The organism is Nitrosococcus watsonii C-113 (genome assembly GCF_000143085.1).
GTDB lineage: Bacteria > Pseudomonadota > Gammaproteobacteria > Nitrosococcales > Nitrosococcaceae > Nitrosococcus > Nitrosococcus watsonii.
The window spans coordinates 989489-1007701 of the sequence record NC_014315.1 but is presented as its reverse complement, the minus strand read 5'-3'; the positions used below and the strand labels follow the sequence as shown (position 1 = coordinate 1007701).

Sequence of the window (18213 nt, the reverse complement as noted above, 5' to 3'; positions counted from 1 at the left end):
TTGGGCTAGGTTAGCAGTATCAGCATAGAAAGTAATGAATGGCCCTTTATTCGCTGCTTCTTAAATACCGGAAAGTCGTTTCGGCGAAAAAACAATTTAATTTTCTCACCTCAAAAATCATCCTACTCTCTACCTCGCAACAAGGCTCGATAGTCTACCGAGGATGGCGAGAAATACCAAGTTAGTCCCTGCCTCTTGCTCATTGAATTGATTAACGTAGTTGGGCAAGTGTTGCTATTGGCAAGGCAGTCCCACTGTATTAGCCCAGCAATACCCAGGTCGTTTCGATGCTGCTAGCCACTCGCAGAACCAATGCGTGTAACGAGACGAGGGTTAGACCCATCCGCAATCAATTAGGGCGAACGTCAATCAGGAGGCGCAATTAACATAAATCCAGCCTTTTCGAACCAGCCATTTTTCAATTTCCACGGCAACGAACACTACCATGGGCAAGGCAAAACAGAACGCCAATTCTTCCATGGTTAAGGGGGCCGTTCTAAAAATGGGATTCAAAAATGGCAGGTAAATCACGGCTAACTGTAAAGCCACCGTCATTGCCACGGCCCCAAGCAGCCATGGGTTACTCAAAAGGCCCTGGGTAAAGAGGGATTCTTTCTCCGAGCGAATAGCCAACACATGAGCCAATTGACAGAAAGTCAAGACGGTAAACACCATGGTTTGCCAGTGGGCATCGCCTCCATGATACGCCCAAGCTTGGGCCAAGAGAGATAATCCGCCAATCAGCAGGCCCACCCAAAGCATATGCTGCCACATACCATGGGCGAAAATACTTTCATTGGGGGGACGGGGAGGACGCCGCATAACTCCCCGTTCCTGAGGTTCCGCAGAAAGGGCTAGGCCAGGCAGTCCATCCGTTACCAAGTTGATCCAAAGAATTTGGATGGGCACCAAAGGCAAAGGCAAGCCCAGGAAAGGAGCGAGGAATAAAGTCCAGATTTCTCCTGAATTGCTGGTCATCGTATATCTGATAAATTTGCGGATATTATCAAAGATACGGCGCCCTTCCCGCACCGCACTCACAATGGTGGCAAAATTGTCATCAAGCAACACCATATCGGCCGCTTCCCGGGCCACATCGGTTCCCTTTTGGCCCATGGCCACCCCGATCCCGGCCCTTTTTAAAGCAGGCGCATCATTGACACCATCGCCGGTCATAGCCACAAACTCTCCCTCATCTTGCAACGCCTTCACAATCGTAATTTTTTGCTCCGGGGTGACCCGTGCATACGTTCTGATTTGCTTCACCTGATGGGCAAAATCTGGGGCTGGGGTTTGCGCCAAATCTTGGCCCTTGATCACCCAACCATCCTCCTTATCAATCCCCAATCGAACAGCAATAGCTCGTGCGGTTCCCGGATGATCTCCCGTAATCATTACCGGGGTAATACCCGCCAAGATGCAATCAGCCACCGCCCTAAAGGCCTCTTTGCGGGGTGGATCAATCAAGGCCACCAGTCCCAGAAAGATAAGATCCTTTTCCAGGGTTTCCGGCGTCCATTCCACCGGGATGTTTGTAAGGGACCGGAACGCCATGGCAAGCACTCGATAGCCTTGCTCCGCAAGGCGTTCTGCTTCCCTCAGCAAAATGTCCCTATCCACCTCGGCGACCTCATTAGCCATTTGCATCCGGGAGCAACGGGACAAGATTTTCTCTGGCGCTCCCTTGATAAAGGCAATCGCCTCACGCTCTGAGACTCGATGCACAGTCGTCATCCGCTTACGGTCAGAGTCAAAAGGGATATCGCCTATACGGGGTAGCTTCTTTTCCAGGGACTGCCGCTTATAACCCGCCTCATGGGCTGCCTGATAAAGGGCGACTTCGGTGGGATCTCCCCACACGCCCTGCTCTTTATCAAACATTACCTCATTACAGAGGGCCAAGGCTTGGGCCAGCCGATTCCAGGGAGGAGATTCCGAAGCTAGAGGTGGAATTTCATGCTGATATTCGCCGGCTACCCAAAAACCCTCTGCAGTCATCCGGTTCTCAGTCAACGTGCCGGTTTTATCAGTACAAATATAGGTCACCGAGCCAAGTGTTTCCACGGCGGGCAAACGCCGAATCAAAGCATTCCGACGGCTCATCTTACGAGCCCCCATAGCCAGAGACACGGTAACAACCGCCGGTAAAGCTTCCGGGATGGCGGCTACCGCCAAGCTTACCGCGGTTAGAAACATTAAGACCCCTTCCTCGCCCCGCAGCAGACCGGTGACAAAAATAACCCCGCAAACAATAAGCACGCCAACAGCCAACCTCTGCCCAAAGTGAGCTAAACGTTGCTGGAGAGGCGTTTTAACGCCTTCCTCTTGCTGTAACAGGGCGGCGATTTGGCCCAACTCAGTCTCCATACCGGTCGCCACCACGATACCTGTAGCATGGCCATGGCTGACAAACGTGCCCTTATAAGCCATATTAAAACGGTCCCCCAAGGGGACTTCATTTTCACTCAGAGTCTCGGGGGTTTTCTGAACGGCTTGAGACTCCCCCGTAAGCGCCGCCTCATCGATTCTGAGATTGGAAGTTTTCAAAAGACGGAGATCCGCCGGGACCACATTACCCGCTTCTAGCAACACAATATCACCCGGCGCTAACTCAGTGGCAGGTATAGTTCGAATCTCTCCATTTCGGCACACTTGGGCATCGGGCGACGCCATCCTTCTCAGAGCAGCAACCGCCCGTTCCGCGCGATATTCCTGAAATGCACCCACGATCGCGTTCAACACCACAATCACTACAATTGCAATGGCATCCCGAGGTTCACCGACAATACCCGAAACGACCGCTGCCACGATCAGGACGATGACCATAAAGTCTCTGAATTGGCCCCATATCATGCGCCATACAGAACGCCGAGTAGCTTCTTGGATAGTGTTTTTGCCATGAGTCGCCAGCCTTTCCTTGGCGGTTTCCAAAGTCAGCCCCTGTTCTGGATGAACGTCTAATCGCTGCAAGACTTCCTTTAAGTCTCGAGCATGCCAGTATTGGCCCTCTAAAGTATCGTTATTCATAAAATGAACAAAATCATAGATATAAAATTAGCGTATAAATGCTGCCAACCCCTAACCCAAACTATTACGAAATCTCTCCTATGCAAGCACGGATGCAACCGTTTATCCGCCTTAAAGAAGATTGCTTCTACCCCGTTCCCATTAACTTAATGATTAAAGCTTCCTCGGTAACATGCTATCTTACTGATTTTACCTTTCTAAGATTCTTATTTTTGCTTATAGTAGAGTTAACACCTTTCATTTTTATATTGTCTGTAATGCTTCTGCCGCAGTTTTCTTCCGAAACAGTTTTTACCTTCTCTAGCTCTGTATATAGTTGCTGTAGTTCAGTGCAAAGCTTATCTATAAGTTCCTCGTTTTTAGTCATTTCTCCCTCCTTGTTCTTTACTTTCAAGCACCACGCTAGCCAGAAATCCACAAAACCATACTTTTATATTCAATTGCAAATAGAGCAATATTAAATGGATAGCATAAATAGCCCCAGAAATAAACTTCTAAGATTGTTTCCGACCCCGGTAGAATCCGTAGCCCTAAAGGGACTTTATCTCAATCAGCAATTACATAAATTAGGAACATCCTCACAACCCTTTGTCTATAGCAATTTTATCGCTAGCATGGAGGGGCGGATTTCATTAGAACACCCACAAAAGAAAACTTTTGTTGTTCCAAAAGCAATTGCTAACCTCCGTGATTGGCGCTTATTTCAAGAATTAGCCGCCCAAGCAGATGTGCTGCTCACCAGCGGCCGTTACATTCGCCAGCTTGCACAGAATGTAGCCCAGGACATCCTACCGATCAGCGAGCAACCCGCTTATGCAGATCTTATCCAATGGCGTCAATCGCAAGGACTTGCTCCCCAGCCTGCCATCGTAATCGTAAGTGATAGCTTGAATATTCCCATTCCCGAGGCCTTGTTAAAGGCCAATCGCCCCCTTTATGTTGCGACTGGCTCGGAGGCAAACCAGCTCCGAGCCCAGGAACTCAAAGCGAAAGGCATCCAGATAATTACGGCAGGTACGGGATTACTCGTGGAAGGTCAAAAGTTGATCGCGGCGCTAGGACAAGAAGGGTTTACCACCATTTATTCGGTTGCTGGCCCTGGCGTTTTAAAAACATTATTAGCTGCTCAAATGCTTAACCGCCTCTATCTAACCCATGCCCTGCGAATACTAGGCGGGGAACCCTTTGACATTTTGGTGGAAGGGGAACAGCTTGACCCACCCGCGGACTTCAAGCTCCATTCTCTTTACTATGATGCGGTAGAGAAGGAAAAACCTAGTCAGATATTCGGTGTTTACGAATCCGTGGCTAGCAAAGTGCCCGGAGCCAAAGGCTAAAAATAGCCCCTCCTCTAGACCCCTACCATTCCACCACCGCTTTGAGAGGAAGATGATCGGAGGCTACTCGCGCCAGCGAGGAAGTCTCCACTTCCAAGGCTAATAAACGTTGATAGCCATGGAGCCAAATCCGATCAAGCGCAAGGATGGGGTAGCAACCAGGAAAAGAAGGAAGATTGGAAAAACAGCCAAATTCACCCCGTAGCCGATGCAGGCTCCGACTCCAAGGCCACCATTCATTGAAATCTCCCATAAGCACTGTGCGCTCTCCATCTGGGGTAAGCCCCAAGTTGAGTAGCTGTTGTACTTGAAAGCTGCGCTCCCGCGCACTCAATCCTAAATGGGTGGCTACTACCCGGATTTTTTGCCCCTGCCATTTGAGATTTACATCAATAGCCCCACGAGGCTCACGCCGCGGGACGCTCAATTCATGGCGCTGAACCTTTAGCCATTCTGTGCGCGTTAATAAAGCATTACCATAACGCAGCGAACGCCGCAAAAATATTGGACCCGGAATAGCCCTTAACCCAGTTTGATGGGCAAGATAATCCAGCAAATCCTGACCCTTTATCGAGCGATGTTCAACTTCCTGCAAAGCAAGCACATCGGCCTTGAGAGATCGGATGACGGAAGCTGTTCGGGCAGGATCGAAACGGCGGTCCGTGCCAATACAGCTGCTGATATTATAAGTCGCAAACCGCATTAAATATTAGACATTAGATTTTTTCTTTTCTTTCGGCTTTCTCCCACCGCAACCAATATCTCCCAAAAATGGTGATAACAAGCGGCAAGAAACCGAATAAAATTAAAAAATAGAACTGAGCATCCCAGGTTTATACAAGGCAGCCATTAAACCCTCAACAAAGAAAACCATAACAAATATTCCAGGCGCCATCCCCAGCAGCGAGTCAATGAAGTAATCTCGAATTTTAATGTGGGAGGCACCAGCCACAAAATTAATGATAGTAAACGGTGCCAACGGTACGATCCGAAAAAATATCACAGTCAAGCCCCCCTTCTAGGATAACTTTTCGCTAAGCCAATGAATATTATAAATACTCCCAGGAAAGCTAATTTACGCCGTCTTATTAAGCGATTGGAATGTTTGGTTGGGATCTGATGTTTGGGGCCAACAAGAATTTTTGAAAGCAAATAAAACACCTTCCCAATATAGCTACCTTAACGTGGTTAATCTCATTACCCTAGTCACGACGGGACTAAATTGCGACGACTAGGTTCAAATAGCAGCAGAAAATTTATTCAAAGCATCACTATAACAAACTGGAGCCGTTAATTTGGATTTCGCATCTGTTCACCACAGTAGCCAGGTAGTAACAAAGTAAAGTAAGAGGGTTACCCCTGCTGCGCTCAAGGCATAGGGAAGCTGGGTCTGAATGTGCTCAAGATGATCGCAACCTGCTGCTAATGAAGAAATAAGGGTAGTATCAGAAATGGGAGAACAATGATCGCCGAAAACCCCGCCCCCCAAAAGAGCAGACAATATCAAGGCTGGAGGTAATTCGGCAGCTTGGGCAAGAGGTAATGCAATGGGAATCATTATCCCAAACGTACCCCATGAGGTGCCCGTGGTAAAAGATATCAGTCCTGCTGCTATAAAAACCAATACTGGAATAAGGGGAGGAGGCAGGGACGATCCTACTATTTGAGCCACGAATTTCCCCGTTCCCAGAACGCCCATGCTAGCGCTTAAAGCAAGTGCCAACAATACCGTGGTGACTACCGGCAGAAGTTTTCCCATTCCCTCAAAGCCTAACGTAATGAGCTTCTGATGGGAGAAAACTCTATCTTTAAGTAATAAAAAATAGGCTACTAGCGTAGCCAAAGCTGTACCCCAAAAAATGGCACTCGATCCCGAACCCGCCAATAAATCGCCATTCCCGGTATAGCCGAGGAAAAACAAAACGGCGCTCACCATAACCAACAATGGCAGCAACATATATCTTACTCTCGTAGGGGCAATAGGTTCCTCCTTAATATCTTCTCCCCGGCGCTTTTCTGAAGACCGTAGCGGCCCATAAACACGCTGTACAATGGCAGTATAAAAAACCAAAGCTAAAGTAATAAGGGCATAGAAGTTGAGCGGTATACTCATTACCAAAATAGTAATGGGCTCAGAAAATCCCTGCTCTGTCAGTAATCCTAATAAATAGGCCCCCCACCCATTGAGCAATATCAAAATAGACACCGGCGCACAAGTAGAATCCACAAAATAAGCCAGCCGGGCACGGCTCATCCGAAATTTATCAAATAATGGCCGTGACAGTATTCCCGCAACCAACATACTCATATTACTCTCGATAAAAATAGCGACTCCAACGAAAGCAGTGAGGAGTCCCACACGGCGTGGTGTCTGCGTAAAACCCACACGAGTCAGTGCTTGAACACAAGCACTGACTCCACCTGACTGATTCATATAAATTAATAGCGCTCCCACTAGTATACTGAACAGCAGGATTTGGGTATTACTCTGACTTTGAAATACAGCGGTAATACGTTCTAATAATCCGATAAATCCCAGCGCAGGATTGTTTCCAGCAAGTAAGGTTTCGGAGAGATAAAGGGCTACCAGCAGAGAGAGAATAACCTCCCTTTTCCAGATTCCTATTAAAATCGCTGCCAGTGCAGGAAGTAAAGTTATCCAGCCCACACTGCCTTCTAAAAAAAGAAGATAAATTCCGCGAAAAAGATGCCTACATCAATCAAACCGCCACCTATATCGCTTGCTCTTTCTCAGGTGGCGGTGTCTGTTCCAGGGATTTGAATAAATCCTGTAACTCTTTTGCGAAGCCTTCCATCTGTTTTTGAATTTCAGGAAGTGCCGCTTTTAGCTTCTCTTCGATAGACTTCAACTCACGTTGGACCCTAGGTAAGGAACGTTGTAATTCATCAAGGGATTGATCAATTTTGTTTGAAAACTGTTCAGTCATGACTCCAAACCCCTCCAAGGCCTGTGCCAGCTCACTCGCTTCAGACAACATTTTCACAGTCTCATCATAGCGTACCTTCCAGTAACCGTTTTCCTTGGCAAGCACAGTATCAAGGGGGATAGTCACCGGACGTTCATTACTTACAGTCACGGTAGTTTCAATCCAAGATTGATCTCCATCAATAATAACTTTACCTAATTTAAAATTAGTGATAGGCAACAACGAAGATATTAAATCTTCTTTATTTAAGGATTCTGTCAAAATATATGTATGAATGGTTTTAACATCATTCATTTTTACCGCCGTCCAAAATTTTTCAGCTACTTCATAAGACGATAACTTTTCAGCACAAGCTCCAAGCGTAGCCACTAAACATAACCCCAATAGTAATGTAAAAAAAACTGCTTTTTTCATATTAAAATCCCATAAGTAATAAACCGCCATCTATTTTCTATAATGACTCAAGTTTAACATCCTGTACCTCTATGCTTGCTACACCCTCGCGCCAAACTACTCTGCCAATATTTACCCACGGCCGATTTATATTCTTATTACGCAGATTACTTTCCCAGTGCACAGGAACATTTATTCGCTTCATTTTTATGATAAATTCAGTATCTTGTAAATCTAAACCTAGATTCTTACCCCAAAAAGCAGTAATTTTTTTAATAAATTTATAAAGGCGTTTTTGTTCTATATGAGGAGTTACTGCCACATTCGCCCACATGGATTGAACTCTTCCCCAGTTTGGTGCAACTAGCCGTCCTTCCCTGTTTACAAAGGGAAGCCATTGCTCTTGTCCCAGTTCATTTTTGTAGGTAAGTGCCAAAATGTGGTTATAACCCTGAAAATGATCGTGCATATAAAGCGCATGCGGCGTTATTCCTAAAAAGGCATGGGACAGAAATAATACTGCATTGCTTATCGGCGATAAAATTTGACCGATCTCGCTTTCTGTTCCATGCTCGTTGAGGCGATAAAATATTCCATAGTGGATCGTGCTATTTAGCTGCAAAAAAATAACCAATACTAGAAACTTGGTAATACGATTAGAGCGTTGTTTTTTTGTTCCAGCATAATATTCATAAATTTTTTTGAAGCTATATGTTTCCTGCAGGGTGTTTTCTGAAGAAACAAAGCAGCTCTCATCGCAGGCAAGCCGAGTACGCTGATCAGCAATTCGCCGATATATTTTTTTCCCAAAATGATAAATTCCTGGAATTCTTATAAAAATTCCTGCAAGAGCAGGATATTTCATTTTCAATAAAATTTGCCGATAGGCGTCTATACCCACGTACAGATGCCCTTTTTGATCAAGAGCATAAATGTCTTTTAGCAATTGTTCTTCAGAAATGTTATTCAGTTCAGGATATTTTCTTGCATGCTTTTGCAGTCCTTCAAAATTGATAGCCTTAAAAACATCAAAATGCTCTATAATAATTCTGGTGCGATTGCAAAGTGGGCATTGTTGATCATAGAAAACAACCAATTTTGGCGTCTTAAGCTGTAATGTTTCCTTTAAGCCCTGCCACCATGAAAAAGGAACCATCAAAAAGTAATAAACCAACATTCCGAAGCCAAAAGGATAAATATTAAGGGATAAAATAATACCGCTATGGAGAGAGATCCCCGTAATCATCAAAGGCACCCGAAAAGACCGGAGATAAAAAGTAAAAATAAAAATAAATTCAAAAATTATAATTAAATAACCAATAACTTTTTGCAGAATCTCTTGATTCAAAAACCACGTCATATCGATCGCGGAAATATAATAAGGCATCGTCAAAGGTAACCATGCCCCTAATCCATTACGCCAATGCTCCGCAAATAATTTATGAACGGCCGAATCAAAGTAAATGAATCCTAAAGAGATAGCGAGAGGAAGATAATAGCTAAGGACAGAAACGGTGCTAACAGGATCATAGTGTAATCCTGATTTAAAACATTTAAGCCTTACTTTAAGATTGTCTAAGGAGAGTGCTCTTTCCGTGGGCAAGAAAATAAGAAGAAAACCCGATCCAATCATAAACTGATCAAACCCTCCATCAAAATCTCGCCACATAGGGGTAAAGGCGGTAAAGATCACCCAGAAAAAATAGTTGACAATAGCAGCGAGACGCGTATGGTAACCCACCGTTAAAAAAAGGGTATTAATACCCCATAGAATTAGAAAAAAATAAATGGAAGGCGAAGCGACGTCAATAAAAGGAATAGTATCAAAAATAAGATGGCGGAAATAATAGAGAAAAACGATTTCTTGAAAAATAACCAAACCCAAAAAAATACGAAAAACCCCAAGCCCTAACGCCGGAACTTGTTTTTCAAGTCCAATTTTGACGAGACGGAATACTTTTTGATACATTAATTTTATTAACCCCGATAGCGTTTTAAAAAATGATTTCCTATTTAATTCCAATCTAGGAAATCATCATCCACCATAGTTTTATGGTAAATAACGAAAAAACCATGCCATAAGGTTTAATTGACTAACGGCAAAAGAGAGTCAAGTTTTCCTTTAGAAAAAATAACACCTGAATAAAGCCAATTCCAAAGGAAATGAAGGTTTTTTGGTCTCCTTGCCGTCCATCCCTGCTAAAGCGAGCTCCATACATTCCTATATACATTTCCTTAATTACCTTCTATAACTTAGATATTATATTGCATAATAAGCAATACATGCTTCTCGTATCTATTAATGACGAAGAGCTTTCATTTACTCCCTGGCTTTATCCATGCAAAATCCTATCTTTGAAGAAACCTGCAGGGGTATGGATGAATATCGGATAAAGAGGCTAACGAGCATTAAAATATAAATGAACAACTCAAGGATAATACTATGAGCGTGACAAGTTCTATTGCGCACAAATCTAAGGAAGGCGTTCGTCGCCTGGCCTGGCTGTACCGTCCCCGGACCTGGAAGGAAAAAGGGATTCTCTGGACAATTGGTCTTGCCCTGGCGACCTATATGGTCGTCGTAGTGATTCTAGGTATCCTGTGGTCATTCGAGCCAGCAGCTTTTGAGGGTCACGCCCATACCGAAGATGTAACCAAGGTAATGGCCGAAGAAATGGCTAGGGAAATAGGCCTGCCCCAAGATAAGCAGAAAGACTTGCCTGCTGGATTTATCGCTACAACCGCAGCAATTCATGTCGCCAACGTTTTGCTGGAAAAACCCGGCGGTTATCTTAGTAACGATGTTTTCCCCCCCGGAGTCTACCTAGATAATGTCCCCAATTGGGAATTCGGCGTATTAGTCCAGTTACGGGACTTTGTCCGTAACCTACGCAACGATTTCTCCCGCGCCCAAACCCAATCCCTTGAGGACAAAGACTTGCAGATTGCCGATCCCCAATTTAATTTCAACTCGGAGTCCTGGATACTCCCCTCTACGGAAAGTCAATACCGGAAGGGCAACAAGGCCTTGCTCCGTTATCTAAAACGGCTCTCGGACGACAAGGAAAATGATGGCCAGTTCTTCGTCCGCGCGGATAACCTACGCTCCTACCTGGAAGTAGTGGAAAAGCGACTAGGGGGGTTAACCCAGCGTCTAGCCGCCGCTGTGGGGGAGATGCAATTTAATGTTAACCTGGCGGGGGATCGACAAGGCCGATCAGCCAAGCCTGAGCCCCGCGAGGTCCGGGTCAAAACCTCCTGGTGGGAACTCGACGACGTTTTTTACGAAGCCCGGGGGGCTGCCTGGGCACTGGTGCACTTCCTTCATGCTCTGCGAGTTGAATTCGAGCATGTCCTGCAGGATAAAAACGCCGAGGTGAGCCTCGCGCAGGTTATTCGCGGCCTAGAAAATTCCCAGAGAACTATTTGGAGTCCGATGATACTCAACGGTGACGGTTTTGGCATGCTAGCTAACCACTCCCTGGTATTAGCCTCTTATTTAGCCGCAGCCAACGCTGCCCTTATTGACCTTCGCAATCTGCTAAAGCAAGGTTAAAGACATTCCGCACTTCCAACCAGTACATTACCCCCGGCAAAGCCGGGGGTTTACCCTAATTAGATACCGATTAAACCGCTGTTAAAGCCGTTTACCAGCGATGGTTGGAATCTTATCGGTGCGGGTTTCTAGTTTTAGATAACTGATGAGTCGAACGGCACCTTCCCTATGTAGCGTCTCATGTATTTGCCTGACGATGCTGAGGATATCTTCGAGTTCCCCTTCAATATTCGTTCCCGAGGCATGAGTTTCCAAAATAAAATCATGCTCTTGGAGTACTTCAATCACACGGGAAATCTCTGCCCTGACGGAGGTCTCACTCCCGATCGGAATTACTTGTAATTCAGCCGTTGCTTTCATTAGCTCATCTCCTACTCATTATGGCTGCTGCAGTACCCCCGGCAAAACCGGGGGCAATTTACAGGCTACCCAACTCTTCAATAAGCACAGCTAAGCAGGAAAGCGCTACCAGCGCAGCACAACGTAATGTTGCATATTGCCTGAGCGAATCAGCAACAAAGCACGCTTACCCTCCTGGCTTTCCTGGATTGCACGATTGAATTCCTTCGCACTATGGATCGGCTTACGATTGATCTGGAGAATCACGTTACCCGTCCTGATCCCCGCCATGGCGGCGATGGAACCACGCTCAACCCCAGTGACGACCACACCCTCGCCCGCTTTGACATCAAATTGTTTTGCTAACTCCGGAGTCAAGGTCTGAACTGCCAACCCCAATTCTTCCGCACTTTGGGTAGGTGCCTCGGTAAGCGTTTGCTCTTGGCTGAGTTCACCAATAGTGATTTTCACCTTCTGCTGCTTACCATCGCGAATAATAGTAAGAGTTTCGTGGCTACCAGGCGCGGTAAGCGCAACCCGGTTACGGAAACTGCCAATATCTTTAACCGGCTTATCCTGATAACCGACAATTACGTCCCCTTGTTTGAGTCCTGCCTTTTTCGCAGGCGAGTCCTCCGATACCTGGGCAACAAGAATACCCTGGGACTGCTCCATATTGAAGGATTCCGCCAGCTCCGCCGTCAGGGGCTGAATGACAATCCCCAAATAACCCCGGGTCACTTCGCCTGTTTCAATGAGCTGATTGGCGATAACTTTGGCCAGCTTGCTGGGAATGGCAAATCCTATACCCATATAGCCCCCGCTGCGGCTGAAGATAGCGGTATTAACACCCACCACTTCGCCGTTCAGATTTACCAGTGGACCGCCGGAGTTGCCAGGATTGATGGCGGCATCCGTTTGAATGAAGTCCTCGTAATCGCTGATACCTAAACTAGTGCGGCCCGTGGCGCTCACCACGCCAACGGTCAGAGTATGGCTCAAGCCAAAGGGATTGCCCATGGCTACCACCCATTCCCCCACTTGAAGTTTGGAGGAATCACCCCATTTCAGGGCCGGAAGTCCACCGGCGGCGATCTCGATAACCGCAATGTCCGATTTGGGATCGGTTCCTACGATTTCACCCTCGAACTCACGATCATCTTGAAATTGGACCCGAATTTTGTCAGCGTCTTCCACTACATGGCTGTTAGTCAGAATATAAGTCTTATCCGACAGCAAGCCCTTTTTCGATGAAAAAATGAAGCCTGATCCTTGACCGACGGCACGGCGCTGGTGGCCCCTAGGCGCCTCGCCCCGGGGCGAAAAGGGCTCGCCAAAAAAGCGCCTGAAAAACTCATCGCCAAAGGGTGGAGGAAACGCCTGCGAGCCCTGCTCCTCACGGATACTCTCCACCTGAATAAAGACCACTGAGGGCGATACTTCACGGGCCACGGCGGCAAAGGCTTTGCCCGTCTGCCGCAGACTCTCAACGCCACCTTTCTCAAGAGCCTGGGCTGGTAATGCAAAAAGCACCACTAGCAATAACAAAATCATCCGATATCTATGCATTTTTCAATTCCCTAAAAACATCTACTTGTAGTTTATTGTAGGAGCATTTAACACTTTTATCATTCCTTTACCTCCGGTGTAACCATTCCTGCTTCGGCAGAAGCATTGCTCTCGGCGGTTTCCTTTGGCGTCTCTTCTGTCTTAGCCTGCACCAGATTTTCCCGCCCTATTTCTTTAATCGGCTCTAAGACGAACGCGGCGACTTTAAAATAGGGCTCCCAATCTGAACGCTTAAGCAGGTAATAAGCTTCTTCCTCGGACTTGAAGAAACGATAAATCAGAGGATCGCCAGATTCACGGACTAGTTTAATCTCCAGTTCAGGCTCAGCTTGTTGATACTCCGACTCCACCTCGGAATCCAACAGGGATTGGATGCGAAGATCGGCCAGCTTATCCACCAAGGCACGGGCTTCTTCCTCTTTGGTTTCTTCCTCCGCGCCCAGATCGGCTACCTTCAGCACTTCGCCATCCCGTTCCAGGACGAAATCTGGCATTTCCAGCCGAATTACCTGATTAGCATCCAACTTGAGAATATCCTTGTCAATCCAGTCGCTAGCCTTAGCATTCGCCTCCCAGGTATTAAAGACTACGGCATAAACCGCCTCTTCCCCTGCGGGCCGAACATGGACCTTGCGAAATCCAGGCGAAGTGCCCACATAGAGCACCACCTCGCTTTCATCTTTTCCCAGTAGCGTCAGCTTCCGTTCAAAGGCATTTTTGTCCACCTTAAAGCGCTTAGCTGCCTCTGGGGTAGTCGCCACCGGCCAGCCCCTCTCCAACCCGGCAAGCTCGTCTAGCAACCGCTCCACGGCGTCCTGGTCAGCCGGAAAGTCCCCGCTTTCCGGCAACCGCCATTGGTCATCTTGTTGCTTGAGCACCAAGCTATTCTGCCCATCTTCAATCTGCAAACCTTCCACCGCCTTAACATCGAAAGCGAGTAGCGACTCTTGCGGCTCAAAGGCATTGTAATCCTCGCTCATCAGGTTGACCGCCACTGCCAAAACCAATTGGGCTAATAGCAGGCCGCTCAAAATGATAATCCACTTTTTCATGCTTATTCTCTCCGCTTATCTGGTTTCACCCAATATGCCTGCATAGCGCTGCCGAGTCCGCCGATTGGCTTGCCTGCGAAACAGCCACACCAACAGCAGCCCCAACAGGGCAAGGCCATAGTTGAGGTACTCCCAGAATACTTGAGCCTCCCGCTCCAGGGGATAAAGCGTACGCGAGAATTGGGCTCGGCCACGAATAGCGAGTAAACCTCGATCTTCCAAGGACCAATCAATCGCGTTTTCCGCCAGCTCGACGGGTTTAAGATAATGCGTACCCAACCCGGCGGCAGCCAGATCCAGCATTTCATCGCTAAGGAAGCTATTAGAAGCAAACAGAATAATACGAGCCGACTCAGGCGAGCGTTCAATCACCCGCGCAATCACCGGCTCCGGCTTCTCTTTGCTCTGGGCCTCATCTTCTTGAGAGCCCGCCGCCTTTTTCTCCTTACCGGCGTCCGGTTCTTCTTCCGCGGCCATTAAAGGCGAAGGTTTATCCTTAAAAAAGGAATCAAAACGGCCTTCCACCGCCACCCCCAACAACCGCCTGCCCGGGTTTTCACCAACGGGAAAGCCCAGTTGGCCGTGGGCACGGAAATCAGGCTGGATATTAAGGCTATCGGAGGTCCAGGATCGTTCCGAACTCTCCAACAAGGGGATGACCTTACGTCCCTCATTTTTCTGCGAATCGACAGCAATGGGAGAAGCCCAGGTTAGCGTGACCTGATTAAGACCGGCTGTGATGGCATTATCCTGAGGCATACCGTCACTGCGGATATCCACAAAGTAGGGATAATCCACCAACTGTGTCTCCTTCACCACAAAGCCTCCAATATTCCGATCTACCGGAATAGGAAAGGCCGCGTTTTGTGGGTCAAGCACCATTTGTTCTTCAAATACTAAGCCCTGATGGGCTAACCAGTCTTTCAGCCCTGAGCTGTGGGGCTTGGCGGCCAATGCCTGTTGGGTATCGACTGTAAAGGGCGCTGTAGCCATTACCACGGTGCCGCCTCGCATTAAGAACTGATCCACGGCAAACAATTGTTTCTCATCCAGCGTCTCCGGAGCCGCCAGCAGTAATAAATCGGCATCCAAAGGCACCTGTCCATCCTTAAGATCGGCGGCAATAACATTGTGTTCTTCCGCTAGGGTGTCCCGCAACAAATTGAAGCGCTTACCGCCTCCACCCATCATACCAAGCTGGGGCAGAGAGGGCGTTGCGGGCGGTGTATGCAAAGCTACGGTCTTCAGAAAACCTTGGGAAAAACGCTTGAGCGCGGCATTGAGACTGCGTTCAAGCCCGGCCTTTTTAAATTCTTCCGGCAGAGGTACCTGGATGATGCGCTTCCCTCCTTCAAGGGTCATATAAAACCAAAAGGTATTGCTATCAAGCAAACTAGCAGCCATGGGACGAAAACCAAACTCGCTCTCAATTTGCTGGGCAAGAGCGCCCCCATCAGCCTCTGGATCGCGAATATCAACGGTTAACTTGCCTCCTGACTCCCGTTGCAATTCATCCAGTACTGCATCCAAATCCTGACGGAGCGTCTGGAGCACTTCTGGTAGTTTTTTATTCCCTGAGATATACCCCTTGAAGCGCACTGGATAGGGGATATTTCCGAATAGATTGCCTGCACTTCGATAAGCATAGAGCACCTTCTTGATAGCTTGAGTCAAGCTATACTCGGGATTACCCAAATCCACACTGAGATCAGTTTGTCCCTGCACCTTGATCTCGATGAGATCCCGAAAATCCAACACCTGATACTGATCCCCGTACTGGATCAAAATATCGAAGTAAGAGTTGACTACCGAGGATTGATATTTGCTTGCAAACTGGAAGGGTACCGGCTTAATACCGTACTTCTCGTTGGCTTCCTGTTCCAGTTCCGGATGCTCCCGGGGATCGATAAACTCCACCCGCAACCGGCCTTCACCCGCCACCGCATATTCTTCCAGCAAATCACGCAGGCGCGGCACCAAGGGCGCCAGCAAGGGATGGGTTTGGGCGCTAAAATAGCCACGAATCAACATAGGCTCTTGCAATTGCGCTAGGTAACCCCGGGTCGCTTCAGAGATAGAATAGACGTTACCTTGGGTCACATCGGCCCGGACCCCACCCAGGGGCGCGAGCCACAAATTAGCGGTCAGAAAATTAGCCACGAACAGCCCTGTTACAAGACCCCAGCGCCGATGGGTAGGGTTAGTAGGGTTGCCCGCCCATCGCAGCCACTCCAAGACAAAAACATTGAGGGTGAGAAATATGCCGACTAGGCTCAAATAATAGTAAAGATCCCGCAGGTCAATCACGCCCCGGGTAATAGAGTCAAAACGCGAGCCGGAGCCCAGCAATTGAAGAAACTCCGAGACCCGATTGCCGAACAACCCCGTTAAAGCATCAGAGCCCAACAAATAAAAAACGCCGCAGACCACCGTGGTTAGGATCAAGCTCACGATCTGGTTCGGCGAACGGGCGCTCACAAATAATCCGATGGCCCCATAGGCTGCCGCTAGAAACAGGGTAGCTACATAGCCCCCCAATACCGGTCCCCAATCCAGGGGACCAAGGAAGCTTACGGGCAAGGGCAACGGCAGGGTGAGCAGCAATGCCACAGCCACCAGTCCTAGGCAGGCGAGAAACTTACCAAGCACAAACTGGTAACTTTTTACCGGCGTGGCCAACAAAAATTCCAACGTACCCGTACGCCGCTCTTCCGACCACATCCGCATGGTGATGGCTGCCACCAGGAAAATCAGCAATAAAGGCATCCATTCAAAAAGGGGCCGCACATCAGCAATATTACGGGCAAAGAAAGTCTCCACCCAGAAAAAAATAAACAAGATCACTGCCAGAAAAGCACCGAGAAAAATAAAGGCAGTGGGCGAGGAGAAGAAACCGGCAAATTCCTTACGGGCGATTCTCAATATATTTCCCATCCTGGTTACCTCCCATCCTGGGCTGATATTTCACCAAAGAGAGTTTCCAAATTCCGACTCTCGGGTTGCAAAGCGTAGAGCTTCCAGCCTGCGTTCGCAATCTGGCTAGCTACCCGGGGTGCGGTAACAGTCAACTCGTCCCGGCCAGCCAGATCCAGGGCGTAGCGATGGCCTGGCCCTCTTTCCTCTATCCGCTCCACCGATTGAATGCCCTTCACTGCTTTGAGCACATCGAGGGCTCGCTCTGGCTCCGCATCAACGGCCACCAGTAACCGCCTGCCCGCTTGTAATTCATCCATGGTGGCATCCAGCGCCTTACGGCCATTACGGATAATAATGACCCGATCGCAGATGGCTTGAACTTCCTGGAGGATGTGGGTAGAGAGGATAACCGTGGCTCGTTTCGCCAAGGTACGGATTAACTCCCGCATATGCTGCACCTGGGTAGGGTCCAAGCCGTTCGTGGGCTCGTCAAGAATAAGCAAGCGGGGAGTATGCAAAATCGCTTGCGCCACCCCGACCCGCTGGCGATAACCTCTGGAAAGGGTGCCGATAGTATCCGCCGCCTTGAGGGATAGTTCGGTACTGGCGATGGCTTCCCTGATTTTCCCGTCCCGCTCTCCCGTTGGAACCCCGTGCAGGGAAGCCGAATAATCCAGATAGTCGATGACCGTCATCTCGGGATAAAGCGGATCGTTTTCTGGCAGATAGCCAATGCGGCTTTGCACAGCTTCCCGGCAGGTAGCAATATCCAAACCATCTATTTCGATGGAACCGCTGGTGGGCTCCAAATAGCCGGTCAACATTTTCATGATGGTGGTTTTACCCGCCCCATTATGGCCCAGCAGGCCGACGATTTCCCCCTGGCCAATCTGGAAGGACACTTGATCAACCGCGACCAAGTCGCCATAAGTTCTTGTCACCGCTTCTACTCGGATCATCAAAGCGCTCCTCTTTATATTATTTCTTAGGACATTAATGCTTGGAAGATTAAACTGATGGTCTGGCTTTCTCAACGGAATAGCCTGATAGAACCTGACCCGCTACCAGAATACGCC

The 18213-nt window shown here is 48.0% G+C and carries 14 protein-coding genes; 2 read left to right on the top strand and 12 right to left on the bottom strand.

What is annotated here, in order from left to right:
- Positions 1-369: 369 nt before the first annotated feature.
- Positions 370-3027, bottom strand: a complete 2658-nt coding sequence (locus NWAT_RS04725) for a calcium-translocating P-type ATPase, PMCA-type (protein WP_013220004.1) — start codon at positions 3025-3027, stop codon at positions 370-372.
- A gap of 175 nt (positions 3028-3202) precedes the next feature.
- Complete coding sequence (locus tag NWAT_RS04720) at positions 3203-3394, bottom strand: hypothetical protein (RefSeq protein ID WP_013220003.1); 192 nt, start codon at positions 3392-3394, stop codon at positions 3203-3205.
- A gap of 94 nt (positions 3395-3488) precedes the next feature.
- On the opposite strand from NWAT_RS04720, the gene NWAT_RS04715 reads away from it, so the two are divergent.
- Positions 3489-4364 (top strand): RibD family protein, encoded by an 876-nt coding sequence (locus tag NWAT_RS04715; protein WP_013220002.1) that lies wholly within the window; start codon positions 3489-3491, stop codon positions 4362-4364.
- 22 nt (positions 4365-4386) lie between these two features.
- Here NWAT_RS04715 and NWAT_RS04710 read toward each other — a convergent pair whose 3' ends face one another.
- The 5 genes from NWAT_RS04710 to NWAT_RS04690 form a co-directional block, all read right to left on the bottom strand.
- Positions 4387-5067 carry an endonuclease/exonuclease/phosphatase family protein gene (locus NWAT_RS04710; protein WP_013220001.1) on the bottom strand — a complete coding sequence of 227 codons (681 nt, stop codon included), beginning with the start codon at positions 5065-5067 and terminating at the stop codon, positions 4387-4389.
- 102 nt (positions 5068-5169) lie between these two features.
- Positions 5170-5367: a VTT domain-containing protein gene (locus NWAT_RS17275; RefSeq protein ID WP_049772921.1), complete on the bottom strand. Its 198-nt coding sequence runs from the start codon at positions 5365-5367 to the stop codon at positions 5170-5172.
- Positions 5368-5676: 309 nt separating this feature from the next.
- Positions 5677-7032 carry a Na+/H+ antiporter NhaC family protein gene (locus NWAT_RS04700; RefSeq protein WP_013220000.1) on the bottom strand — a complete coding sequence of 452 codons (1356 nt, stop codon included), beginning with the start codon at positions 7030-7032 and terminating at the stop codon, positions 5677-5679.
- A gap of 64 nt (positions 7033-7096) precedes the next feature.
- Positions 7097-7756 carry a hypothetical protein gene (locus NWAT_RS04695; protein WP_013219999.1) on the bottom strand — a complete coding sequence of 220 codons (660 nt, stop codon included), beginning with the start codon at positions 7754-7756 and terminating at the stop codon, positions 7097-7099.
- A 7-nt stretch (positions 7757-7763) separates the two neighbouring features.
- The gene (locus NWAT_RS04690) at positions 7764-9674 is read right to left on the bottom strand and encodes a DCC1-like thiol-disulfide oxidoreductase family protein (RefSeq protein WP_013219998.1); all 1911 of its coding nucleotides are present in this window, start codon (positions 9672-9674) and stop codon (positions 7764-7766) included.
- A 474-nt stretch (positions 9675-10148) separates the two neighbouring features.
- On the opposite strand from NWAT_RS04690, the gene NWAT_RS04685 reads away from it, so the two are divergent.
- Positions 10149-11261, top strand: coding sequence for a DUF2333 family protein (locus NWAT_RS04685; protein ID WP_013219996.1), 1113 nt, complete (start codon positions 10149-10151; stop codon positions 11259-11261).
- 81 nt (positions 11262-11342) lie between these two features.
- On the opposite strand, the gene NWAT_RS04680 is transcribed toward NWAT_RS04685, so the two are convergent.
- From NWAT_RS04680 to NWAT_RS04660, 5 genes are all read right to left on the bottom strand, one after another.
- Positions 11343-11621: an MTH1187 family thiamine-binding protein gene (locus NWAT_RS04680; RefSeq protein WP_013219995.1), complete on the bottom strand. Its 279-nt coding sequence runs from the start codon at positions 11619-11621 to the stop codon at positions 11343-11345.
- A gap of 105 nt (positions 11622-11726) precedes the next feature.
- Positions 11727-13169, bottom strand: a complete 1443-nt coding sequence (locus tag NWAT_RS04675; RefSeq protein WP_013219994.1) for a DegQ family serine endoprotease — start codon at positions 13167-13169, stop codon at positions 11727-11729.
- Between the two features lie 59 nt (positions 13170-13228).
- Positions 13229-14221, bottom strand: coding sequence for a DUF4340 domain-containing protein (locus NWAT_RS04670; RefSeq protein WP_013219993.1), 993 nt, complete (start codon positions 14219-14221; stop codon positions 13229-13231).
- A 15-nt stretch (positions 14222-14236) separates the two neighbouring features.
- Positions 14237-17155 (bottom strand): Gldg family protein, encoded by a 2919-nt coding sequence (locus NWAT_RS04665; RefSeq protein WP_013219992.1) that lies wholly within the window; start codon positions 17153-17155, stop codon positions 14237-14239.
- A 5-nt stretch (positions 17156-17160) separates the two neighbouring features.
- Positions 17161-18096 carry an ABC transporter ATP-binding protein gene (locus NWAT_RS04660; protein WP_013219991.1) on the bottom strand — a complete coding sequence of 312 codons (936 nt, stop codon included), beginning with the start codon at positions 18094-18096 and terminating at the stop codon, positions 17161-17163.
- Positions 18097-18213 lie beyond the last annotated feature (117 nt).